This is a genomic window from Rudaeicoccus suwonensis (genome assembly GCF_007829035.1).
GTDB lineage: Bacteria > Actinomycetota > Actinomycetes > Actinomycetales > Dermatophilaceae > Rudaeicoccus > Rudaeicoccus suwonensis.
Map to the genome: position 1 here is coordinate 1,704,043 of NZ_VIVQ01000001.1, position 22,572 is coordinate 1,726,614.

A 22,572-nucleotide genomic window follows, 5' to 3' on the forward strand; every position below is an offset into this window, starting at 1 on the left:
TGACGCAACGCTCCGCCGCGTTGCGCGCCCGTGACGTGCGGCGTGCAGAATCGGTGCGTGATCGAACCCTCCTGGTGGCACACGCTCAGTCGTCCTGACGGAACTGAAATCTCTTATGTCGCAGTGGGTTCCGGTGATCAGACGGTGCTTCTGCTGCATGGCCTCGCCGGTTGTGCCGAGGAGTGGGGGCAGACGATCGACGGTCTGCGCGGGCGGTGTCGCGTTGTCGCGCCCGACCAGCGGGGCCACGGCAGGTCCACCCGCATCCCGTCCGATGTGAGCAGCCGGTCATACGTCGAGGATGCCGCGGCCGTCATACGTGCGGTGTCCGACAGGCCCGTCACAGTCATCGGTCACTCGATGGGTGGCCACACGGCGCTGCTGCTGGCAGCCGAGCACCCGCAGCTGGTCGACCGACTCATGCTGGTCGAATCCGGCGTCGGTGGTGGCGGGGACGCCGCCACCGCCCCGACCGCAACCCGGCTGCGCCGGTGGCCGACGGTCTTCGTCGACCGCGAGGAGTTCTACGAGTTCTTCGGTGGACCACCGGCCGTCGCACGGGTCTGGGCCGACGGGCTCAACGTGCGCGTGGACGGACTGCACCCCCGGTGGGATGCCGCAACGCTCGTCTCCGCCCTCACACATGTGCACCTGATGCCGCGGTGGCGGGCATGGGACAGCATTACAGCGCCGACGACGCTGGTCCACGCGGACGCCGGAACGGTGGCCGCCACCGAGATCGCCGAGATGGTCACGAGGCGACCCGAGGTGCGCACGGAACAGATCGTCGGCGCCGGTCACGACGTGCACCTCGAGCAACCGGAGAAGTGGCTCGAGGTCGTCGGCCGGTTCCTGCAGGACTGAGTCGATCCGCTGTGGATCTGCAACGAGCCCCTCGGCGCGACAGCCGACGCCCGTCCGCGTACGACTAATCTTGCTGCCATGGCGACGCAGCAGCAGGACACCAGCGGCGCCGGTTGGCGGATGGGCTCCGTCATGGGCATTCCGGTCTACCTGGGCCGCAGCTGGATCGTCATCGCGGTCGTCATCGTCGTCACCTTCGGCCCTCAGGTGGAAGACAGGCTGCCGTACCTCGGTGGCCAGGCGTATGTCGTGGCGATGCTCTACGCGCTGCTGCTTCTGCTGTCGGTCCTCGCGCACGAGGCCTCGCATGCGGTGGTCGGCAAGTGGCGCGGCTACGAGGTGCGCCAGATCGTCGCGGATCTGTGGGGCGGACATACGGCATACGACACCGACGATGCCTCGCCGGCCTCCAGCGCGCTCGTCGCCGTGGCCGGCCCGCTCACCAACGGAGTGCTGGCCGGTGTCGCCTGGCTGTTGCTGCCGCACGTCACCCGCGACGTGCCGCAATTGCTCATCGTGGCGTTCTTCGTCGCGAATGCCTTCGTGGCGATCTTCAATCTGTTGCCCGGCTTGCCGCTGGACGGAGGCTTTCTGGTCGACGCGCTCGTATGGCGCATCACCGGTTCCCGCCCCACCGGTCTGATCGTGGCCGGCTGGTGCGGCCGCATGCTGACTGCTCTGGTCGTGCTCGGAGCGCTCGCCTGGACCTACGGCAGCGGCGGATCGCCGGACTACGTGACGATCATCTGGGCGGTGTTCATCGCCGGCTTCCTCTGGTTCGGCGCCAGCAGTTCGATCGAACGCGGCAAGGCACAACGCCTGCTGGCCCGTGTGACGGTCGATGCAGTGGTGCGGCCGGTTGTCTTCGCGCCGGGTGTCACCCTCGTCAGCGACCTGCCCAGCAACATCGCGATCGCGGTCTGCGACCACGACGGCAAGCCGTGGGGGCTGATCCCGAGTGACCAGCGAGAGCTGGTGCCCGTCGGAGCGCGCGACCACACGACCGCCAACTCGCTTGCCCAGACACAGGCCACGGGGTGGGCGTGCCAGGTGTCGTCGCCGCAGGCCGACGTGACCGAATTGGTGCGCACGGTGCAACTGTCGGGGGAGCAGATGCCGAACGTGCTGGTCTTCGATGGGGCCGGGCGTCCATTGGGCGTTGTCGCAGTCGCTGAACTGGGCGACGCGCTCCGGCGAGCCGAGCACCAAGCGGCGCGCTGAGGACGCGCCTCATCAGCCGCGACTGGCGCACCACTCGCATATTTGACGCCAGGGCGCCTATCACCGCCACCACATCACATATCCGGCGCGACGCGGACCTCGGCCGACTCGCGGGCCACGCTCCGTGGTCCGTAAGATCGCCCCTCGTGACCGTCTCGTCTGAACCCACCGGCTCCGCCGCCCGTCGCGGCCCCTTCCGAGCAGGAGAGCGTGTCCAACTGACCGACCCCAAGGGTCGGATGCACACCCTGACGCTCACCCCGGGCAAGCAGTTCCACACCCATCGCGGGCACCTGCTGCACGACGACCTCGTCGGCAGCCCGGACGGCAGCACGATCACCAACACCGCCGGCGTCGAATACCTCGTGATGCGGCCTCTCCTGTCGGACTACGTCATGTCGATGCCGCGCGGTGCCGCTGTGGTCTACCCCAAGGACTCCGGCCAGATCGTCGCCATGGCCGACATCTTCCCGGGAGCACGCGTCGTCGAGGCCGGCGTCGGTTCCGGTGCACTGTCGATGTCCCTGCTGCGAGCCGTCGGCGACCAGGGCAGCGTCCACTCCTTCGAGCGTCGGGCCGAATTCGCCGACATCGCCCGCGGCAACGTCCGCGACTTCTTCCAGGGCGAGCACCCCGGCTGGACCGTGACCGTCGGTGACCTGGTCGAGGCTCTGCCGCAACACATCGAGCCCGGCACGGTCGACCGCGTCGTGCTGGACATGCTCGCTCCATGGGAGTGTCTCGATGTGGTTGCCGACGCCCTCACTCCAGGCGGCGTGATCATTTCGTATGTCGCAACCGCGACTCAGTTGTCCCGTGTCGCGGAGGCGACCCGGGCGCACGGCGGCTATACCGAGCCTCAGGCGTGGGAGTCCATCGTCCGTGGCTGGCATCTGGAAGGCCTGGCTGTGCGGCCGGAGCACCGCATGCACGGCCACACCGGCTTCCTCGTGACCGCGCGACGCCTCGCTCCGGGAGTGAAACCGCCGCTGCGCAAGCGTCGGCCGGCCAAGGGGGCGTATGGCGATGCCGACGGTTCGAATGCTGAGATCGACGACACCAGTGTGATCAACGACACATCGCAGTGGACCCCCGAGGATCTGGGCGAGCGACCGGTCTCGGAGAAGAAGATTCGCAAGCTGCGGCGATCACTGAGCGAGCCGACCGGCGAATGAGCAGCGTCGGCGGTTAGGGTCGGATGGCATCACTCGCAGGGCGTTTCGCCCGCGCGGCGAAGGAGGCCATCATGGGCGACACGCCCACGCAGTCCAACACCCCGGACGAAAGCCCGGAGAGCCTGCAGCACGACGTACGGGCCTACCGCGACCGACTCGCGGTCAACTCCGCCGGGCGCAGTCCGCGCGACCTCGAGCAGCAGGTGCACCAGTTGCAGTCCTCGGTCGGCACCCTCTCGGCCCAGAACGAGCGCTTGGTCCGCACGCTCAAAGAGGCCCGCGAGCAGATCGTCAATCTCAAGGGCGAGGTCGACCGGCTGGCCCAGCCGCCCGCGTCATACGGCGTGATCGTGGCGATGCATGATGACGCGACCGCCGACATTCTCTCCAGCGGCCGCAAGATGCGAGTCGCGGTGAGTCCGTCCATCGAGCCCCGCGATCTCGCGCCGGGCCGCGAGGTCATGCTCAACGAGGCGCTCAACATCGTCGCGGCGGCCGGTTTCGAGCAGGTCGGTGAACTCGTCCAGGCCAAGGAACTCCTCGGCACCGAGCGTGTCCTGGTGGTGTCGCACGCCGATGAGGAGCGCATCTGCCGCGTCGCCGGATCGTTGCAGGATCAGGTGATCCGCGCAGGCGACTCGCTGCTGATGGACAACCGCAGCAGCTTCGTCTTCGAGCGAATCCCGAAGGCCGAAGTCGCCGACCTCGTGCTCGAAGAAGTCCCCGACATCCACTATGAGGACATCGGTGGTCTGTCCGGTCAGATCGAGCAGATCCGCGACGCCGTCGAGTTGCCCTACCTGCACGCCGAACTCTTCCGCGAGCACGCCCTTCGCCCGCCGAAGGGTGTGCTGCTCTATGGCCCGCCCGGCTGCGGCAAGACCCTCATCGCCAAGGCCGTCGCGGCCAATCTGGCCCGCAAGGTGTCCGAGAAGACCGGCCGCGAGGAGACCGCGTACTTCCTCAACATCAAGGGCCCGGAGTTGCTGAACAAGTATGTCGGAGAGACCGAGCGCCACATCCGGTTGATCTTCCAGCGGGCTCGTGAGAAGGCTTCTGACGGCACTCCCGTCGTGGTCTTCTTCGACGAGATGGAGTCGCTGTTCCGCACTCGCGGGTCCGGTGTCTCCTCCGACGTCGAGACGACGATCGTGCCGCAGTTGCTGGCCGAGATCGACGGTGTCGAGCGGCTCGAGAATGTCATCGTCATCGGTGCCTCCAACCGCGAGGACATGATCGATCCGGCCATCCTGCGTCCTGGGCGCCTGGACGTGAAGATCAAGATCGAGCGCCCGGACGCCGAAAGTGCACGCGACATCTTCGGCAAGTACCTCACGACGGACCTGCCCCTGCATGCCGATGATCTGGCCGAGAACTCAGGGTCGGTGGAGGCGACGGTCGAGGCGATGATCCAGGCGACCGTCGAGCGGATGTACACCGAGATCGACGAGAACAAGTTCCTCGAGGTGACCTACGCCAGCGGCGACAAGGAGATCCTGTACTTCAAGGATTTCAACTCCGGCGCCATGATCCAGAACATCGTCGACCGCGCCAAGAAGATGGCGATCAAGGATCAGCTCACCACCGGTGCCAAAGGCATCCGGATCGAGCACCTGCTGCGCTCCTGTGTCGACGAGTTCAAGGAGAACGAAGACCTGCCCAACACAACCAATCCTGATGATTGGGCGCGTATTTCGGGCAAGAAGGGCGAGCGGATCGTCTACATCCGCACGCTCATCGACGGTAAGGACGGCGCCGAGCCGGGCCGCTCGATCGACTCGATCAAGGGCACCGGCCAGTACCTCTGATCGCTGCCACGCTCGCGGTCGAGCGGTCGAGCGATTGAGGGGGTGCGGCTGGCGTATGCCTGCCCTCAGGCCGTGGCCGTGCGACGGCGAGCCAGCAGCAGCGCGATCGCGCGCCAGCCCATCATGAACAGCCCGAGGAACAACGTCGCGACGATGACGAAGGACACCGCGACACCGCGACCGGTGACATGGCGCACCGCCATACCGACGCCGACGGTCAGCAGCCAGACCGGCCACGATGCGACGAGGGCGATCGGCGGCTCACGCCGGACAGCGAGCACCAGCACCCAACCGGCCGCCGCACCCGCGAGGAAGGGCCAGGCCGTTCCACAAGCGTCCAGCACCGGGCTGGCTTCGTGGTGTGACGCACGACCGATCGCCGCGAAGACCAGGATCATCACGACATCCAGCACGGCCGCGATCGGCCACTTCACGCCAACCACCCGCGCACCTGGTCGACGATCTCCCATCGGGCCTGCACGCAGGCGGGCGCGACCCCGGGCAGATTGATGAAACCGTGCGGCATGGCGTGGTACCGCGTGTGCCGCGTCGCGACGCCCGCCGCGCGCAGGGTTTCGGCATACACCTCGCCCTCCTCGCACAACGGGTCACGCTCGGCGGTCTGCACCAGCGCCGGAGCGAGCCCGGCGTGCGAGGCCGCCCGCAACGGGCTGACCTGCGGGTCCTCGGGCGCGACTCCTGACCCGTCGAGGTAGTGCGCCTTGTAGACGTCGAGAGCCTCACCGTCGAGGATCGGCGCGTCGCGCACCTGCTGGTGGATCGACAGATCGACCGCCGGATAGATCAGCACCTGACCGGCGAGCTCGGCTCCGGTGTCGCGCGCGTGCAGGGCGACCAAGGCGGAAAGGTTGCCGCCCGCGCTGTCGCCACCGACGACGATCCGACCGACGCCCGCCAGCTCCTCAGGGGCGGCACGCACCCACTCGAAGGTGTCGATGCAGTCCAGCACGGCCTGAGGAGCTTTGTCCTGTGGCGCTTTTCGGTAGTCCGGTGCCACGACCAGGACACCGAGCTCGTCGGCGATCATCGTCAGGAGCGAGTCGTAGTCCATCGGTCGCCCCATGGTCCAGCCACCACCGTGGTAGTAGACGAAGACAGCCGAGCCCTCCGCGCGCTGACGCGGCGAATACGTGCGCGCGGGGATCCGGGTGCCGTCACGCATCGGGATCGACGTCATCGACCGCGTCACGCGCGAGCGCAGCGCGCCCGTCACCAACGTCGCCGGAAAGACCGGTGGCGGCGACAGCGCCCGCGCCTTGGCGATCTGCTCCGGGGTGAGCGTCGACAGCGGCTTGCGGTTGGCTTTGTCGATCGCGACCAGGAAGAGCCGCAGCCGCATCGGCATACCGCTCGTGCGTTGCCACAGAGATCGAGTCACCCGCTCAGTATCTGTCGTTACCCCCAGCCGCAGAGATTAGGGTCGGCCCATGACAGTGAGACGGGTGATGGGGATCGAAACCGAGTACGGCATCTCGGTGCCCGGTCAGCCGACCGCCAACCCGATGGTGCTGTCGGGCCGGGTGGTGACGGCGTACGCGACGCAGCAGGGCATGCGAGCCGCCCGGGCCGGGTGGGACTACGAGGACGAAGCGCCGTTGCGCGACGCCCGTGGCTTCGATCTGGCGCGCGGTGCCGCCGATCCGAGCCAGCTGACCGACGAGGAGGATCCCACCCTCGCCAACGTGGTGTTGACCAACGGCGCACGGCTGTATGTCGATCACGCCCACCCGGAATACAGCTCACCGGAGGTCACCACACCCCGTGCCGCCATCACCTGGGACCGCGCCGGTGAGCTTGTGATGCGCGAGGCGGTCCGATTGCTGGCCGTCCCCGGCACACCCGGGGTGAACCTCTACAAGAACAACACCGACGGCAAGGGTGCGTCCTATGGCACGCACGAGAACTACCTGATGCGGCGCAGCACACCGTTCTCCGAGATCGTCCGCCACCTGATCCCGTTCTTCGTCGCGCGGCAGATCATGTGCGGGTCGGGCCGCGTCGGCATCGGCACCGAGTCGCAGCGACCCGGATTCCAGTTGGCTCAGCGGTCGGATTTCTTCGAGGTCGAGGTGGGCCTGGAGACCACGCTCAAGCGCCCGCTGATCAACACCCGGGACGAGCCGCACGCCGCCGCCGATCGCTACCGGCGGTTGCACGTGATCCTGGGTGACGCCAATCACGCCGACGTGGCCGGACTGCTCAAGCTCGGCACCACCAGCCTCGTGTTGGGCATGATCGAGGCCGGCGCGGTCAAGGACGATCTCACGGTGGACAAACCGGTCGAGGCGCTGCGTCGGTTGTCCCACGACCCGACGCTGCGGGCCACGGTGCAGGTAGCAGGTCGACGCACCATGACGGGCCTTCAATTGCTTTGGAATTACTACGAGCTCGCCGACAAGTGGCTGCAAGAGACGTATGCCGGTGAGCTCGACTCCGACACCGCCGAGGTCATGCTGCGATGGGAGGAAGTGCTGACCGCGCTTGAGCGCGACACGATGGATGCCGCCCGGCAGGTCGACTGGGTGGCCAAGCTGCGCGCTCTGGAGGCCTTCCGCGACAGGGGCGGCCTCGACTGGTCGGACCCCGCCCTGCGAGCGATCGACATCCAGTGGTCCGATGTCCGCGCGGACAAGGGCCTGTTCAACAAGATGTCCGCCGCGGGCAGGTTCGAGCGGTTGATCACCGACGAGCAGGCGGCAGCGGCGGTCGCGTTGCCCCCAGAGGACACGCGCGCCTACTTCCGCGGCACCTGCCTGGCCCGGTTCCCGCACGAGGTCGCGGCAGCATCGTGGGACTCGGTGATCTTCGACGTACGCAGCCAGCCCAGCCTGCAACGCGTGCCGATGCTGGAGCCCGAGCGCGGCACGAAGACCCACGTCGGTGCGCTGCTCGAACAAGCCGACAGCGCCGACGAGTTGCTTCGGCTGTTGGGCACGACCGGTCGTTCGCAGAGCTGAACAGGCGGGTCTCTCGCGGGTGTCTGTGGCTGGACGTAGGGTTGGGCCAGACCATCCGGAGCACCACGAGAGGCGGACCGCCATGGCCACCCAGGAACGCAAGAGCCCGCAGCGTCGCGACGCCGACCCGGCCGACGAGGCGCCGGAGCCGGGCCCGGGTGCGCCCGCGGCACAGGGCGTCAGCAATGACACCGACAGCGTCCTCGACGAAATCGACAGCGTGCTCGAGTCCAACTCCGAGGAGTTCGTCCGCGGCTTCGTCCAGAAGGGCGGCCAGTGAGCGCCCGCGACACCGGTCGACTGCCGTCGGCATACCTGCAGCCGGGTTCGTCGTCGTTCACCGAGTTCCTCGGTGCCCATGCGCCGCAACTGGTGCCGGGGTCACGCGCCGCCATGCACACCGGTGCCGCTGTGGAGGCGCCGCACGGCACCACGATCGTCGCGGTGGCCTACGACGGGGGAGTCCTGCTCGCGGGTGACCGTCGCGCGACCATGGGCAACCTGATCGCCAACCACGAGATGCGCAAGGTTTTTGCAGCCGACGACTACTCGGCTGTCGGCATCGCCGGCACCGCCGGTGTGGCGATCGAGATGGTCCGGTTGTTCCAGGTCGAGCTCGAGCACTACGAGAAGATCGAGGGCGAGCTGCTCTCGCTCGTCGGCAAGGCCAACCGTCTGGCGACGATGATCCGCGGCAATCTCGGGATGGCCATGCAGGGCCTGTCGGTCGTGCCGCTGTTCGCCGGCTACGACCTCGACGGCGGCCGCGGGCGGATCTTCTCCTACGACGTGACCGGCGGTTGTTACGAGGAACACGACTACCACTCGGTCGGCTCCGGCTCGTTGTTCGCACGCGGCGCCCTGAAAAAGCTGTGGCGGCAGCAGCTTTCGCAGGACGATGCCGTCCGCGTGACCATCGAAGCCCTGTATGACGCCGCCGACGACGACTCCGCGACCGGCGGCCCTGACCTCGGCCGGCGCATCTGGCCGACCGTCGCGATCGTCGATGCCGAGGGCGTTCGCTTCTGCAGCTCCGAGGTGCTCGAGGGCGTCGTCGAGCAGGTCGTCTCCGACCGGCGCACCCCGGGAAGCCGCACCCGATGAGCCTGATCGCCAGCGCCGATGCCCACGTGAAGGACCCCGTCCGATGAGTATGCCGTTCTACGTCTCGCCCGAGCAGTTGATGAAGGATCGCGCCGACTACGCGCGCAAGGGCATCGCCCGCGGGCGCGCGGTCATCGTCGTGGCGTATGACCGCGGTATCGCCTTCGTCGCCGAGAACCCCAGCCGCGCGCTGCACAAGGTCTCCGAGATCTATGACCGCATCGCCTTCGCCGCGGTCGGCAAGTACAACGAGTTCGAGAACCTGCGGGTCGCGGGCGTGCGCTACGCCGACCTGCGCGGCTACTCCTACGACCGCAGCGATGTGACTGCCAGGGGCCTGGCCAACGCGTACGCCCAGACCCTCGGCACGGTGTTCACCCAGGAGTCCAAGCCGTACGAGGTCGAGATCGTCGTCGCTCAGGTGGGCGCCGACCAGGAGTCGGACCAGATCTACCGCCTGACCTATGACGGCTCCGTCGCTGACGAGCGGGGATTCGTCGCGATGGGCGGTGGTGCGGACCGCATCAGTACCGGTCTCGACGAACAGTGGCGGGTCGGACTCGACCTCGGCGAGGTGCTGCGTCTGGCGGTTGCGCTGCTGGCTGTCGACCCGCAGGGCGAGGAGACCCGCACCCTGGGAGCTGACCAACTCGAAGTCGCAGTGCTCGATCGCAGCCGCCCACGTCGCACCTTCCGCCGGGTCAACGGCACACTCCTGGAAGCGCTGCTCAGCACCGACGACCCGACCAAGGACGTGCCGTTGAATGACGTCGCCACCGGCGTGCACGACACCCACCGACCCGACGACGAGCCGCTCGCCTGAGACAGACGTATCTCACCGAAGGCGAACGCCGGCGGCGGCCGGCGTCATTAACCAGGTGAACAATGTCGGTGCCCTCTGACATGATCGGACCAGACCGCCACGCATGACGATGACTGTTTGACTTCAACCGCACTTGAGCATTCAGGCTGTGTCCTGCCACCACCCGCCCCACAGTCAGGACCTGCGCACTCATGGACCACCCTGCCCCGGTGACCGTCACAACTCACACCCCGGGGCAGGCCGGATTTGTCTCGCGTCCGGTGATCGCACCGGCCCCGGAGCGTCGGCGCCGGCATACCGATCTGTTGCGCTTGCTGCCCTATCTGCTGCCCTACCGGGCGAGGTGGCTGACGATGGTGATCGTCGCGATCACCAGTCTTGGCGCGACCGTCGCCATACCGCTGATGACCAAGGCAGTCATCGACGGGCCGGTCCGCCATCACGACCAACACCACCTGTGGACCCTTGGTGCTGCCGCCCTGGCCGTCGGCATGTCAGAGGCGATTCTGTGGTTCATCCGGCGGTGGCTGGTGTCGCGGGCGACCATGGGAGTCGAGCGCGACATCCGCAAGGATCTCTACGCGCGCCTGCAGATCCTGCCGATGTCGTTCCACAACAACTGGCAGTCCGGCCAGCTTCTCTCACGCATCATGAGCGACCTGAGCACTGTTCGCAGGTTCCTCAGTTTCGGACTGGTCTTCCTGCTGCTCAACATCCTGCAGATCATCGCGATCACCGCGATCCTGCTGGCGTTGTACTGGCCGCTGGGCGTGATCGTTCTGATCTCGATCCTGCCGATCACCGTGACCGTCCTGCACAACCAGCGGCAGTTCACCGCGCTGTCGCGTATGGCGCAGGATCAGTCCGGCGTCGTGGCGACCAATGTCGAAGAATCCGCGCTCGGGCTGCGAGTCGTGAAGTCCTTCGGTCGTGAGCAGTACGTCTACGACCGATTCGACACCCAGGTCACCCATCTGTTCGACATACAGGTGCGCAAGGTCCGGCTGCAGGCGCGCTTCTGGACGATGCTCGAAGTCATCCCCAACATCACCCTCATCGTGGTGCTCGGATTCGGAGCAGCCGCAACGGGATCCGGCCGCATTACCATCGGCACCCTTGTTGCGTTCATCACGATGATGCTGTCGTTGGTGTGGCCGATCGCGTCGCTCGGTTTCTTGCTCTCGATGACCCAGGAGGCGATGACGGCCGCCGACCGGGTCGCCGAGATCTTCGACACGGAGCCCGAGATCAGCGATGGTCCCGTCGACGCCGTGTCCGGCGCCGGCCGCCTGGAGTTCGTCGACGTGGGCTTCCGGTTTCCGGGGCCGCCCGCTCATGCGGGGGAGCACGACGTCTCCGACGACTCCGCTGCCGTCACTCCGCCGGCGGCCGACGACTCGGCGTGGGCGCTTCGGCACGTCGACCTCGTCCTCGAGCCGGGCGAGACGATCGCCCTGGTCGGCGCGACCGGCTCGGGCAAGTCGGTGCTCACATCATTGGTGCCGCGGCTCTATGACGTCAGCGAGGGCTGCATCCGCATCGACGGTGTCGACATACGGGAGCTGACCCTGACAGCACTGCGGTCGACGGTCGCGACCGCGTTCGAGGATCCGACGCTGTTCTCGCTGTCCGTACGCGAGAACCTCACGCTGGGCCGGCCCGATGCGACCTATAACGAGATCGCCCAGGCCATCGACGTTGCGCAGGCGCACTTCGTGCACGACCTGCCCTTCGGCCTCGACACCCGCATCGGAGAGCAGGGCATGAGTCTGTCGGGTGGGCAGCGGCAACGGTTGTCATTGGCTCGGGCTGTCCTCGCGCGTCCGCGTGTCCTGGTGCTCGACGACACCCTGTCCGCACTGGACGTCCACACCGAAGCTCTCGTCGAGCAGGCGCTGCGCCGGGTGCTGCACGATGTCACCGGCATCGTGGTGGCGCACCGCGCGTCGACCGTGCTGCTCGCCGATAAGGTGGCGCTGCTCGAACACGGCACGATCACCCATGTCGGCACGCACGCCCAACTGCTCGCGACGGTGCCCAGCTACCGGTTCCTGTTGGCGGCCGACGACGAGCTCGACGACGCCATGCCCGAGCCGACGTGGACCCAAGACGACGAGCGCCTGGCTGCTGACGAACGCCACCTTGTCGAGTCCGCGACCGACGAGGTCTGCCGTGACCGCGGAGACCGCTATCCCTCGGAAACGGCAGAGGAGGCCCGCCGATGAGCACCGACACCCAGCAGCCAGAACACGTTTCGGCCGATGCACCGCTGTCCAAGCCCGAGGAACGTTGGCGTGGCCTGATGTCAGAGGCCTCGGACGATCTGCCGATCGACGAGACTGCTCCACGCCGCGCGGAAGCGCGCGCCCTGCTGCGGTCACTGCTCACGCCGTACAAGCGCATGGTGCTGATCCTGATGGTCATCGTCGTGGTCGAGAACCTCGCGAGGCTGTCGGTCCCACTGCTCGTGCAACTCGGTATCGACCACGGTGTGCCACCGATCACCGACCATCACAACTACCACGACCTCATCACGATCGTGTCAGTGCTCGTTGCGGTCGTGCTTGTGCAGGCCACGAGCCGGGTGTTCTTCCTCCGCAGGTCGGGGGAGATCGGTGAGCGCGTGCTGCTGACCCTGCGGCGCAGGGTGTTCCGCCACTTCCAGGATCTCGACGTCACCTTCCATGACAAGTACACCTCCGGGCGCGTGGTCAGCCGGTCCACCAACGACGTCGAGGCCATCCAGGAGATGCTCGAGAACGGCTTCGACAGTCTGATAACGGCCGTGCTCACGTTGATCGGCACCGCCATACTGCTGGTCTTCCTCAACGTCGAGCTCGGCCTCATCTGCCTGATCAGCTTTCCGATCCTCATCGCGCTCAGTGCGTGGTTCCGTGGGGCGTCGGCCAAGACCTACCGCGAGGTTCGTGAGAGCGCGGCGCTGGTCATCGTGCAGTTCGTCGAGACCATGACCGGCATCAAAGCTGTCCAGGCCTACCGCCGGGAGCCGCGCAACCAGGAGATCTTCGAGGAGGTGGCCGACCGTTATCGTGCGATCAACGAGAAGACCTTCCGCTTGGTCGCGATTTTCATGCCGTCGGTGTCCCTCGTCGGCAACGTGATGACCGGAGTCGTGCTCATCTACGGCGGATGGCGGGTGCTGCACGGACACATGACGATCGGCGTGCTCACCGCGTTCCTGTTGTATCTGCGGATGTTCTTCGAGCCGATGCAGGACATCACCCAGTTCTTCAACACCTTCCAGTCGGCATCTTCGGCGCTGGAGAAGCTCGCCGGTGTGCTCGCGCACAAACCCGCGATCAGTGACCCCGAGCAGCCACTGCCGCTGCGCGATCTGCACGGCGCCATGCGTTTCGACGATGTGCACTTCGGGTATGTCGCCGACCGGCCGGTGCTGCCCGGCCTCACGCTCGACATACCTGCCGGGCAGACCGTGGCGCTGGTCGGCACCACCGGTGCCGGCAAGACCACCATCGCCAAGCTGCTCGCCCGCTTCTACGATCCGACCTCGGGGCGAGTGCTGCTGGACGGCACCGACCTGCGCGACATCGAGCAGGCGCAGTTGCGGCAGCACGTCGTGATGGTGACCCAGGAGAACTTCATGTTCGAGGGGTCTGTCGCCGACAACATCCGCTTCGGCCGACCGACCGCGACCGATGACGAGATCCGTGGGGCGGCCGAGGCGGTGGGCGCTCACCACTTCATCGCACAGCTGCCGCACGGCTATGACACCGACGTGGCCAAACGCGGCGGCCGGCTCTCGGCGGGGCAGCGACAACTGGTGGCGTTCGCACGTGCCTTCCTCGCCGATCCCGCCGTGTTGATCCTGGACGAAGCGACGTCGTCGCTGGACATTCCCAGCGAGCGGCTGGTGCAACGTGCCCTGGAGACCGTGCTCGCCGACCGCACCGCACTGATCATCGCCCACCGGCTCTCGACGGTCGAGGTCGCCGACCGGGTGCTCGTGCTCGAGCACGGCCAGGTCCTGGAAGACGGTCCGCCGGCACAGCTCATCGGATCCGAGGACGGCCGGTATGCCGCGCTGCACGAGGCGTGGGTGTCCTCGCTGGCCTGAACCTCAGTCGGTCTGCCCCGCGAGATCCATCGCCATCAGGCTGATCAGGTCGTATGCCGTGTGCGACGCCGCGATGCCGGTGATCTCCGCGTGGTCGTATGCCGCAGACACCTCCACCACATCGGCTCCGATGATGTGGCAACCGGCGAGGCCGCGCAGGATCTCCAGCAGTTCACGACTGGTCATGCCGCCGGCCTCCGGTGTTCCGGTGCCCGGCGCGTGCGCGGGGTCGAGCACGTCGATGTCCACCGAGACGTAGACCGGTCGGGTGCCGATCCGCTGACGCAACCGGTCAACCACCTCGTCGACGCCCTGACGCAGGACATCAGCGGCGGTGAGGATCCCGAAGCCGAATCGACGGTCGTCTTCCAGGTCCTTCTTGCCATAGAGCGGTCCGCGGGTGCCGATGTGACTGAGCGCCTCGGTGTCGAGAATGCCTTCCTCGACGGCACGGCGGAACGGTGTGCCGTGTGTGTACTCGGCGCCGAAGTAGGTGTCCCAGGTGTCCAGGTGGGCGTCGAAGTGCACCAATGCAACAGGACCGTATGCCGCAGCCGCCGCGCGCAGCAGCGGTAGTGACAGGGTGTGGTCACCGCCGATGGTCATCAGCCGGGATCCGCGATCGGCATACGAGCGCGCGGCGTGCTCGGCGGACTCGATCGCTGCATGGATGTCGAACGGGTTGAGGTCGATGTCGCCGCCGTCGCTGACCTGCACCGTGTCGAAGGGCGCGATGTCCAGTGCCGGGTTGTACGGCCGCAGCAACCTGCTCGCCTGGCGGATGTGCGCCGGGCCGAACCGTGCACCAGGTCGGTAGGACACACCGGAATCGAACGGCATACCGAGCACGACGATGTCGCTGGTCGGCACCTGGTCCAGACGGGGGAGCCGGGCGAAGGTCGTCAGACCTCCGAAACGTGGTGACGCGGATCCGTCCGCTGGTCCGATCGGCGTGGTCATGCAGGTTCTCCTCGCAGGCGATCCGATGACGCGCATCACAACACGCCGAGGGCAAATCTAGTGCTGCACCCTCACCCCTGGGCTCGATCTTCGACACCAGGGCGGGCATCGCCGCCGCAGCGTCGAATATCCGCGCGAGCGCGGACCGTGCACGGAGTCTCGCCGCTAGTTGCCGGCACCCAGCTGCGAGAGCAGCTCACGCTCCTCGGCCGCGCTGAGACCGGCTTTCCGCTGCCGCCCAGGTCCTGCCTGTAACTCCCAGGCGAGGGTGTCGGTGATCGACTCGCGCATGTCGCGGGTGCGCAGCCCGGTGGCATACGCAGCATCGACTGAGCGGGCCATGAAACCGGCGTATGCCGCACCGGGCAACCACAGCGGCAGGCTGCGCGGACCGGCCCACGGTTGCACACCTCGCTCGGTCAGCCAGTCCGCATCGGCGAGCACCAGTTCGCCGCTGAAGGCGGTCACCGCAGCAACATCCAGGAAGTAGTCGTGCATCGTCGTGACACGCCCGGAAACGTTGAGGGTCCCGGCAATTCGGCTGGTTGCGGCAAGGACGAGGAAGTCCGCCAGGTCGCGGACGTCGATGAGCTGCACCGGCTGAGCGCCGCTCGCAGGTGCGAGCACCCGTCCCTCTGCCGCCGGATGCGCCAAGCGCAGCGGCCAGTAGCCGGTCCGGTCGGAGATGTCACCGGGACCGGTGATCAGACCGGATCGCGCGACGAGGAAGCGATCCGCGGTCAGAGCCGCAGCCAGTGCCTGCTCACAGGCCACCTTGCCCTCTCCGTAGAACTCGTCGCTGTACGCCGTGGTCAGGGCGGGCAGCAGCGGCGCGTCCTCGGCCGCGCCCGGCCGGTCGTGGGTGGCGTACACCGAGCACGACGACACCAGCACCCAATGCTCGATCCGTGCTTCCAGCGCCGCCACCGCGCCAGCCACGTGGGCCGGATCACGCGCGACGTCGATCGCGGCATCGAATTCGCCCGCCAGTCGCGAATACCCTTCATTGTCGGCACGATCCGCCTTCACAAGGGTCGCGCCCGTCGGCACCGGACCATTGCCGCGGGCGAGGCAGACGACGTCATGACCCTGGACGAGTGCGGTCGAAGCGACCTGGTGACCGAGCCATGACGTGCCGCCGAGAACGAGTACGCGCATCCGCTCAGCCCATCACGGCAGACCTCGCACGGCAAGGTCACCGACCGTCAGGCCCTGCCTCGCCTACGCTTGGCCCATGGAGCGGCGGATCTTCGGAATCGAGAACGAGTACGGCGTCACCTGCACGTTCGACGGCCAGCGCCGGCTCACGCCCGACGAGGTTGCGCGCTACCTGTTCCGCAAGGTTGTCTCGTGGGGTCGCTCATCGAATGTCTTCCTGGGCAACGGTTCACGGCTGTATCTCGATGTGGGCAGCCACCCGGAGTACGCCACTCCCGAGTGCGACGACGTGCGTGAGGCGGTGATCCACGACAAGGCCGGCGAGCGGGTCATCGAGGGCCTCGTCGAGGATGCACAGAGCCGTCTCGCGGACGAGGGCATCGAAGGCAAGATCTTCGTCTTCAAGAACAACACCGATTCGGCAGGTAACTCCTACGGTTGTCACGAGAACTTCCTCATCGGTCGCGCGGGTGAGTTCCAGAAGGTCTCCGACATACTCATCCCGTTTCTCGTCAGCCGGCAGATCACCTGCGGCGCGGGCAAGATCGCACTGCTCGGTCACAAGCCGACCTACTGCGTCAGTCAGCGTGCCGACCACATCTGGGAGGGCGTCAGCAGCGCAACGACGCGGTCACGACCGATCATCAACACCCGGGACGAACCGCATGCGGATGCCGAGCGGTACCGGCGCCTGCACGTGATCGTCGGTGACAGCAACATGAGTGAGACCACCACGATGCTCAAGCTCGGCTCGGCCCACCTGGTGCTGCGGATGATCGAGGAGGGCGTCAGCATGCGGGATCTCAGTCTGGAGAACCCGATTCGCGCCATACGCGAGATCAGCCACGACATCACCGGGCGCAATCCGGTGCGCTTGGCCAACGGCCGGGAACTGTCCGCGCTGCAACTGCAAACCGAATATTTCGACAAGGCCAGCCAGTTCGTCGACCAGAAGGGTCTGACCGACGATCTCACCAAACGGATCATGGATCTGTGGGGCCGCACACTGACCGCGGTCGACACCGGCAATCTCGGCATCGTCGACACCGAGATCGACTGGGTGATCAAGCACAAACTGCTCGACCAGTATGGCGCGCGGCACGATCTGCCCCTCGACCATCCCCGGATGCTGCAGCTCGATCTGACCTATCACGACATCAACAGGCGTCGCGGCCTCTTCTACCTGCTGCAGCGTCGTGGGCAGGCTGCTCGGGTGTGTTCGGATGTCGAGGTCTTCCAGTCAAAGACCTACCCGCCGCAGACGACACGCGCGAAGTTGCGCGGCGACTTCATCCGCGCGGCGCAAGCGCACCGCCGGGATTTCACGGTGGACTGGGTGCACCTGAAGCTCAACGACCAGGCGCAGCGCACGGTCCTGGTGAAGGACCCGTTCGCCGCCACGGACGCCCGGGTGCAGCGCCTCATCGACGGGATGTGAGGGCAGGTCGCACAGCCCGCCGCGTTATGGTGGGCGCCGCCTGGTGGCACATGATCTGTCAGGTGTAGTTCGACCCAGAGTCCCCCGACATACCAAGAGGTTCGATTTCGTGCGCCGTTTCCCAGTCCGTCTGCTCGCACTCGGTGTCCTGCCAGCGGCGCTGCTCGCCGGCTGCGGCAGCAGCAAGTCCAACGCCACGGGATCCAGTTCGTCGGCTTCGACGTCCGCGTCCAGCTCGTCCTCGGCCACCACGACGAGCATCGCGCCACAGGACGTCAGTCCGATGTCGGCCATCAAGGTCAACAACCCCAACAGCTCGAATCCGACGATCACTTTGGGCAAGAAGCCCTTCCAGGTCAACAAGACCACCGTCGACGTGCTCACCAAGGGCACCGGTGCGACGGTCGGCGCCGACCAGGTCGCTGTGGTCAACTACGCGGTCGCCGACGGCGCCAGCGGCAAGATGCTGACCCAGACCTTCACGACGCCCGTGCCGATCTACATGAAGGACCCCAGCCAGTTCCCGGGCCTGATCACCGCCCTGAAGAACGTCAAGGTCGGCACGGCCGAAACTGTCGCCATCCCGCCGGCCGACGGCTTCGGCACCTCCGGCAACAGCACCTACGGCATTGCGCCGACCGACACCCTGGTGTTCTACATGAAGGTCACCGCCGCCACCAACCCGCTGGTGAGCGGCACCGACGCCGCGCCGAAGTCCGGTTTCCCGACGGTCAAGATGAACGGCCCGGCCTCCCCGGCGACGATCACGATGCCTGACGCGAACCCGCCCAAGACGCTGGAGTCGCAGAATCTGATCAACGGCACCGGGGCCACGGTCAAGAAGGGTCAGACCCTGATCGTCGCCTACACCGGCGTCGTCTGGGTCAACGGGAAGGCCGGCACACTGTTCGACTCGACCGGTTCCCGCGCGGGCGCGCCGGCGTCCTTCGTCATCGGCGAGGGCCAGGTCATCACCGGCTGGGACAAGACCCTGGTGGGCAAGAAAGTCGGCGACCGTGTCCTGATCGTGGTGCCTCCGGCCGACGGATACGGCAGCAAGGGCCAGACGAACTCCTCCGGGCAGACGATCATCAAGGGCACCGACACGATCGTCTTCGTCGTCGACATCCTCGGTGTGGGCTGACCGGGCACCTTCGACTTCCTAGGAGCACCAATGGTTTTCAACGAGAACACCACCAAGCCCGACATCGACTTCCCCGGTGACGAAGCGCCCGCCGACCTCGTGATCGAGGACATCGAGGTGGGCGACGGTCCGCAGGCTCAGGCCGGCGACCAGATTCGCGCACACTACGTCGGCGTCGCATGGTCGACCGGCGAGGAGTTCGACTCCTCCTGGAACCGCGGTGAGCCGCTCGGCTTCCAGGTCGGCGTCGGCCAGGTGATCCCCGGGTGGGACCAAGGCCTGGTCGGTATGAAGGTCGGCGGCCGGCGCAAGCTCACCATCCCGTCCCATCTCGCGTATGGCGACCGTGGCGCCGGCTCGGCGATCGGGCCGGGGGAGACACTGATCTTCGTGGTCGATCTGGTGTCGGCCAACAAGCCCGGCGCCGGAGCAGCCTTCGGCATCGGCTGAGGCGCCGCCAGCACGTCCCGATAGCGTCGGATCCATGGAATCACCCCATGGGTCCGGCGCTTTCGATCTGGGTGCGCTGCAGCACGCCGACGGCGACCCGGACGGCCAGTCCGGCGAGAGCACGCTGACCGTCGTCATCGCCCTGATCGCGAACGTCCTCGTGGCTCTGGCGAAGTCAGCCGCAGCGGTGTTGACCGGATCGGCCTCGCTCGTCGCCGAGGCCGCGCACTCGTGGGCCGATTCGGGCAACGAGGTCCTGCTGCTGGTCGCTGATCGCCGCTCCCGACGCGCTCCGGACGAGCAGCATCCGCTGGGCTACGGCCGGGAGGCCTACGTCTGGTCCATGTTCGCGGCCATCGGCTTGTTCGTCGCCGGTGCGGCCGTCTCGATCTGGCACGGGATCCAGGAGTTGATCAACCCCGAGCCGGCGAGTGATTTCGCGATCGGTTACATCGTGCTGGTCATCGCGTGCGTGCTTGAAGGCGTCTCCTTCCTGCAGTCCGTGCGGCAGGCGAAAGCCGGAGCGCAGGAGTTCGACCGCGACCTGCTCGAACACGTCCTGGCCACATCGGACCCGACGCTGCGCGCGGTGTTCGCCGAGGATGCTGCCGCCCTCATCGGGCTCGTCGTCGCGGCCGTCGGCCTCGGTCTGCACCAGGCCACCGGATCACCTGCCCCGGACTCCATCGGCTCCATCGTCGTGGGTGTGGTGCTCGCCGTAGTCGCGGTCATCCTGATCCGCCGCAACCTGCGCTTCCTGGTCGGGGAGGAGGTCGACCCGCAGGTGCGCTCGGCAGCATTGAAGTCCATCCTTGCCCGGCCGGAGGTCGACCGGGTGACCTATCTGCGGCTGGAGATCGTCGGCCCGCGAAAGGTCTACCTGGTGGGGGACGTCGACCTCGTCGGCGATTCGGTCGAGCACACCGTCGCCGAGCAGCTGCGTGCTCTCGAGGCCAGGATCTGCGAGGGTCCGGCGGTCGTCGGCGCGGTGCTCAGCCTGTCCGCTGCCGACGAAGAATCGCTGGTGCCCTGACCCAACCGTCGACGACGATTCGCGCCCGGTCGATGAGATACGGTCGGGCCATGGCTTCGCCGTCACCCGCCGCAAAGACCGAGCGGCTGCTCAATCTGGTGATCTGTCTTCTCTACACCCGCCAGCCGCTGTCCAAGGCGCACATCCGACGAGCCGTCCCGCAGTATGGCGAGTCCACCTCCGACGAAGCCTTTGACCGCATGTTCGAGCGTGACAAGGACGAACTGCGCGACATGGGAATCCCGCTGCGCATGGAGCCTATCGACGCCTATTTCGACGACGAGACCGGATATCGCATCGACCGTCGCGAGTATGCCCTTCCCGAGATCGCATTCGAGTCCGACGAACTCGCTGTGCTCGGTCTGGCCAGCCGCACCTGGCAGCAGGCCAGTCTCGCCGGCCCGGCGGCCACCGCCCTGCGCAAACTCGAAGCCGCCGAGGTCGAGCGTGACGCCTCGTCACTCGTCGGCCTCGAGCCACGGATTCGCACCAGCGAGCCTGCCTTCACCGCAGTCAAGGATGCGGCGCTGCGGCGGCGGGTCATCACGTTCACCTATCGCAAGGTCGGCGGCGACGCATCCCAGCGGCGGCTGCAGCCGTGGGCTGTCACCAACTGGCACGGCCGCTGGTATGTCACCGGGTTCGACCTCGACCGAGCTGCGCCGCGCGTGTTCCGCCTCAGCCGGATCGAGGGTGCGGTCCGAGCGTCCGGCAAGGATGCCGCCTATGACGTCCCGGCGGACCACGATCCGTTGGTGATGATCGCCGGATCCGAACCTGCCAGCACGCCGCTGAGCGCGACCCTGCTCGTGCGGACCGGCGCCGGCAACGCTCTCCTGCGGCGGGCAGCGTCGCGGACCACCACCGAGGTCGGGACGGAACTCGTGATCGGCTTCACCGACGCGGAGCTCTTCGCGGACGAGATCGCCGGATTCGGCCCGTCTGTGCGTGTCGTCGATCCGCCGGAACTCCGTCAGGCCGTGATCCGCCGGCTGCAGGCGGCGATGCAGAGCAACGGAGCAGCCTGATGCCCACCAACGAGAGCGCGACCGACCGGCTCGCGAGACTGCTGACGATGGTGCCGTGGCTGATCAACCGGCAGGGTATCGACATCGCCGAGGCCGCCGCCGAACTCGGCGTCACCCCTGCGCAGGTCGAGGCCGACCTCAACCTGCTGTTCGTCTGCGGGACGCCCGGGCACATGCCCGACGACCTGATCGAAGCCGAGTGGGATGTCGGGCGGGTGTACCTGCGCAATGCCGACACCATCGCCCGGCCACTGCGGCTGGGCCTCGACGAGGCAACGGCGCTCATCGTCGGGCTGCGCGCCCTGGCGGCCGTCCCCGGCCTGGACGAGCACGACGCCGTTGATCGCGCACTGGCGAAACTCGTCGAGGCTGCGGGTGATTCGAGCACCGCTTCCGACCGGGTCAAGGTCGCACTGGCTACGACGGTGCCGTCGGACACGTTGTCGGCAGCCCGGACGGCACTGGCCGGTCATCGCCGCGTCCACCTGACGTACGTCGTCGCCTCGCGGGACGAGACGACCGAGCGCGACGTCGATCCGATGCGGTTGATCAGCCTCGACGGCCACTGGTATCTCGAAGGCTGGTGCCATCGCGCCGCAGATGTCCGGCTCTTCCGGCTGGATCGCGTGGTCGGCATCGACGTGCTCGACGTCGACGGCACCCCGCCGGCGGAAGCTCACCCGCGGGACCTCGGGACCGATCTGTTCACTCCCGGTCCGGACGACCTGCGGGCGACCCTGCGACTGCAGCCGGAGGCGGCCTGGGTCGCCGACTATTACCCGGCCGAGACGGTGGATCGGCACGCCGACGGCACATTGACGCTGACTGTCCGCACCGGCGACCTGACCTGGTTGCGGCAATTGGTATGGCGCCTCGGTGGTGCGGCCGAAGTCCTTGAACCCGCCCACCTGCGTTCCGAAGTGGCGCAGGGCGCCGCGGAGGCACTTGCGGCATACGGCCTGTGATGCCGTGGTGGGGATGGGTCCTCCTGTGGCTCGCGCTCACAGTTGTCGGTGCCGCATATGTCGCCTGGCGGTTGTGGCGCCTCTGGTCGCCGCTGAAGGCACTGGGGCGGGAACTCGCTCAGGCGAGCGATCGTCTCAGCGAGATCGAGCAGCGGGTCCGGGATCTGGAGAGCGAACTGCGGGATGTCGACGACCTCGCGGTGCTGCAGCATCCGGCCGTCGTGCGGCAGCAGCGCGCCGACCTTCGCCGGCGAACCCGTGCGGAGCGGGCAGCACGCCGACACGCACACCGCCCGGACTGGGTCGATCACGTAGACTGACACGTAG

21 protein-coding genes are annotated in these 22,572 nt (G+C 67.1%); 17 read left to right on the forward strand and 4 right to left on the reverse strand.

Translation table 11 applies throughout. The annotated features are described in order from the left end of the window. Positions 1-57 precede the first annotated feature (57 nt). The 4 genes from BKA23_RS07765 to arc all read left to right on the forward strand — a co-directional run bounded on the left by BKA23_RS07765 (position 58) and on the right by arc (position 5,068). The gene (locus BKA23_RS07765) at positions 58-864 is read left to right on the forward strand and encodes an alpha/beta fold hydrolase (RefSeq protein WP_170226418.1); all 807 of its coding nucleotides are present in this window, start codon (positions 58-60) and stop codon (positions 862-864) included. 78 nt (positions 865-942) lie between these two features. Then, positions 943-2,085 (forward strand): M50 family metallopeptidase, encoded by a 1,143-nt coding sequence (locus BKA23_RS07770; RefSeq protein ID WP_145226995.1) that lies wholly within the window; start codon positions 943-945, stop codon positions 2,083-2,085. 146 nt (positions 2,086-2,231) lie between these two features. After that, positions 2,232-3,260: a tRNA (adenine-N1)-methyltransferase gene (locus BKA23_RS07775; protein WP_246104510.1), complete on the forward strand. Its 1,029-nt coding sequence runs from the start codon at positions 2,232-2,234 to the stop codon at positions 3,258-3,260. 71 nt (positions 3,261-3,331) lie between these two features. Next, entirely contained in the window at positions 3,332-5,068 is a 1,737-nt protein-coding gene (gene arc, locus BKA23_RS07780; protein WP_211841623.1) for a proteasome ATPase, read from the forward strand. 65 nt (positions 5,069-5,133) lie between these two features. Here the strand turns inward: arc and BKA23_RS07785 are convergent, their stop codons facing one another. Further along, the gene (locus BKA23_RS07785) at positions 5,134-5,502 is read right to left on the reverse strand and encodes a DUF3054 domain-containing protein (RefSeq protein ID WP_246104511.1); all 369 of its coding nucleotides are present in this window, start codon (positions 5,500-5,502) and stop codon (positions 5,134-5,136) included. After that, positions 5,499-6,467, reverse strand: a complete 969-nt coding sequence (locus BKA23_RS07790; protein WP_145227003.1) for an alpha/beta hydrolase — start codon at positions 6,465-6,467, stop codon at positions 5,499-5,501. The genes BKA23_RS07785 and BKA23_RS07790 overlap by 4 nt, the downstream gene beginning before the upstream one ends. A 49-nt stretch (positions 6,468-6,516) precedes the next feature. On the opposite strand from BKA23_RS07790, the gene dop reads away from it, so the two are divergent. The 6 genes from dop to BKA23_RS07820 all read left to right on the forward strand — a co-directional run bounded on the left by dop (position 6,517) and on the right by BKA23_RS07820 (position 14,069). Continuing rightward, positions 6,517-8,046 (forward strand): depupylase/deamidase Dop, encoded by a 1,530-nt coding sequence (dop, locus tag BKA23_RS07795; RefSeq protein WP_145227006.1) that lies wholly within the window; start codon positions 6,517-6,519, stop codon positions 8,044-8,046. A gap of 82 nt (positions 8,047-8,128) precedes the next feature. Then, entirely contained in the window at positions 8,129-8,326 is a 198-nt protein-coding gene (locus BKA23_RS07800; RefSeq protein WP_145227008.1) for a ubiquitin-like protein Pup, read from the forward strand. Continuing rightward, the gene (gene prcB / locus BKA23_RS07805) at positions 8,323-9,150 is read left to right on the forward strand and encodes a proteasome subunit beta (RefSeq protein ID WP_145227010.1); all 828 of its coding nucleotides are present in this window, start codon (positions 8,323-8,325) and stop codon (positions 9,148-9,150) included. Before BKA23_RS07800 ends, prcB begins: the two co-directional genes overlap by 4 nt. Positions 9,151-9,193: 43 nt before the next feature. Then, entirely contained in the window at positions 9,194-9,973 is a 780-nt protein-coding gene (gene prcA, locus BKA23_RS07810; RefSeq protein ID WP_145227013.1) for a proteasome subunit alpha, read from the forward strand. Between the two features lie 209 nt (positions 9,974-10,182). Next, complete coding sequence (locus BKA23_RS07815) at positions 10,183-12,198, forward strand: ABC transporter ATP-binding protein (RefSeq protein WP_246104512.1); 2,016 nt, start codon at positions 10,183-10,185, stop codon at positions 12,196-12,198. Further along, positions 12,195-14,069 (forward strand): ABC transporter ATP-binding protein, encoded by a 1,875-nt coding sequence (locus tag BKA23_RS07820; RefSeq protein ID WP_170226419.1) that lies wholly within the window; start codon positions 12,195-12,197, stop codon positions 14,067-14,069. Before BKA23_RS07815 ends, BKA23_RS07820 begins: the two co-directional genes overlap by 4 nt. Before the next feature lie 3 nt (positions 14,070-14,072). On the opposite strand, the gene speB is transcribed toward BKA23_RS07820, so the two are convergent. Further along, complete coding sequence (gene speB, locus BKA23_RS07825; protein ID WP_145227017.1) at positions 14,073-15,029, reverse strand: agmatinase; 957 nt, start codon at positions 15,027-15,029, stop codon at positions 14,073-14,075. A gap of 165 nt (positions 15,030-15,194) precedes the next feature. Next, positions 15,195-16,187: an NAD-dependent epimerase/dehydratase family protein gene (locus BKA23_RS07830; RefSeq protein WP_145227019.1), complete on the reverse strand. Its 993-nt coding sequence runs from the start codon at positions 16,185-16,187 to the stop codon at positions 15,195-15,197. 76 nt (positions 16,188-16,263) lie between these two features. On the opposite strand from BKA23_RS07830, the gene pafA reads away from it, so the two are divergent. The 7 genes from pafA to BKA23_RS07865 all read left to right on the forward strand — a co-directional run bounded on the left by pafA (position 16,264) and on the right by BKA23_RS07865 (position 22,565). Next, positions 16,264-17,625, forward strand: a complete 1,362-nt coding sequence (pafA, locus tag BKA23_RS07835) for a Pup--protein ligase (protein WP_145227021.1) — start codon at positions 16,264-16,266, stop codon at positions 17,623-17,625. Between the two features lie 109 nt (positions 17,626-17,734). Next, positions 17,735-18,769: an FKBP-type peptidyl-prolyl cis-trans isomerase gene (locus BKA23_RS07840; protein WP_145227023.1), complete on the forward strand. Its 1,035-nt coding sequence runs from the start codon at positions 17,735-17,737 to the stop codon at positions 18,767-18,769. Positions 18,770-18,799: 30 nt separating this feature from the next. After that, on the forward strand, positions 18,800-19,219 hold the full coding sequence (locus BKA23_RS07845) for an FKBP-type peptidyl-prolyl cis-trans isomerase (RefSeq protein WP_145227025.1): 420 nt from the start codon (positions 18,800-18,802) through the stop codon (positions 19,217-19,219). A 34-nt stretch (positions 19,220-19,253) separates the two neighbouring features. Then, positions 19,254-20,252, forward strand: coding sequence for a cation diffusion facilitator family transporter (locus BKA23_RS07850; protein WP_145227027.1), 999 nt, complete (start codon positions 19,254-19,256; stop codon positions 20,250-20,252). Positions 20,253-20,302: 50 nt separating this feature from the next. Next, entirely contained in the window at positions 20,303-21,280 is a 978-nt protein-coding gene (locus BKA23_RS07855) for a helix-turn-helix transcriptional regulator (protein ID WP_145227029.1), read from the forward strand. Beyond that, positions 21,280-22,245, forward strand: coding sequence for a helix-turn-helix transcriptional regulator (locus BKA23_RS07860; protein ID WP_145227031.1), 966 nt, complete (start codon positions 21,280-21,282; stop codon positions 22,243-22,245). The genes BKA23_RS07855 and BKA23_RS07860 overlap by 1 nt, the downstream gene beginning before the upstream one ends. Continuing rightward, a complete protein-coding gene (locus BKA23_RS07865) occupies positions 22,245-22,565 on the forward strand; it encodes a hypothetical protein (protein ID WP_145227033.1) in 321 nt (106 codons plus the stop codon). Before BKA23_RS07860 ends, BKA23_RS07865 begins: the two co-directional genes overlap by 1 nt. The last annotated feature ends 7 nt before the right edge of the window (positions 22,566-22,572 follow it).

Coding starts and splice junctions, on each gene's coding strand:
- BKA23_RS07770 (WP_145226995.1), top strand. CDS start 943: ATGGCGACGCAGCAGCAGGACACCAGCGGCGCCGGTTGGCGGATGGGC.
- arc (WP_211841623.1), top strand. CDS start 3,332: ATGGGCGACACGCCCACGCAGTCCAACACCCCGGACGAAAGCCCGGAG.
- dop (WP_145227006.1), top strand. CDS start 6,517: ATGACAGTGAGACGGGTGATGGGGATCGAAACCGAGTACGGCATCTCG.
- BKA23_RS07800 (WP_145227008.1), top strand. CDS start 8,129: ATGGCCACCCAGGAACGCAAGAGCCCGCAGCGTCGCGACGCCGACCCG.
- prcA (WP_145227013.1), top strand. CDS start 9,194: ATGAGTATGCCGTTCTACGTCTCGCCCGAGCAGTTGATGAAGGATCGC.
- BKA23_RS07820 (WP_170226419.1), top strand. CDS start 12,195: ATGAGCACCGACACCCAGCAGCCAGAACACGTTTCGGCCGATGCACCG.
- speB (WP_145227017.1), bottom strand. CDS start 15,029: ATGACCACGCCGATCGGACCAGCGGACGGATCCGCGTCACCACGTTTC.
- BKA23_RS07830 (WP_145227019.1), bottom strand. CDS start 16,187: ATGCGCGTACTCGTTCTCGGCGGCACGTCATGGCTCGGTCACCAGGTC.
- pafA (WP_145227021.1), top strand. CDS start 16,264: ATGGAGCGGCGGATCTTCGGAATCGAGAACGAGTACGGCGTCACCTGC.
- BKA23_RS07845 (WP_145227025.1), top strand. CDS start 18,800: ATGGTTTTCAACGAGAACACCACCAAGCCCGACATCGACTTCCCCGGT.
- BKA23_RS07850 (WP_145227027.1), top strand. CDS start 19,254: ATGGAATCACCCCATGGGTCCGGCGCTTTCGATCTGGGTGCGCTGCAG.
- BKA23_RS07855 (WP_145227029.1), top strand. CDS start 20,303: ATGGCTTCGCCGTCACCCGCCGCAAAGACCGAGCGGCTGCTCAATCTG.
- BKA23_RS07860 (WP_145227031.1), top strand. CDS start 21,280: ATGCCCACCAACGAGAGCGCGACCGACCGGCTCGCGAGACTGCTGACG.
- BKA23_RS07865 (WP_145227033.1), top strand. CDS start 22,245: ATGCCGTGGTGGGGATGGGTCCTCCTGTGGCTCGCGCTCACAGTTGTC.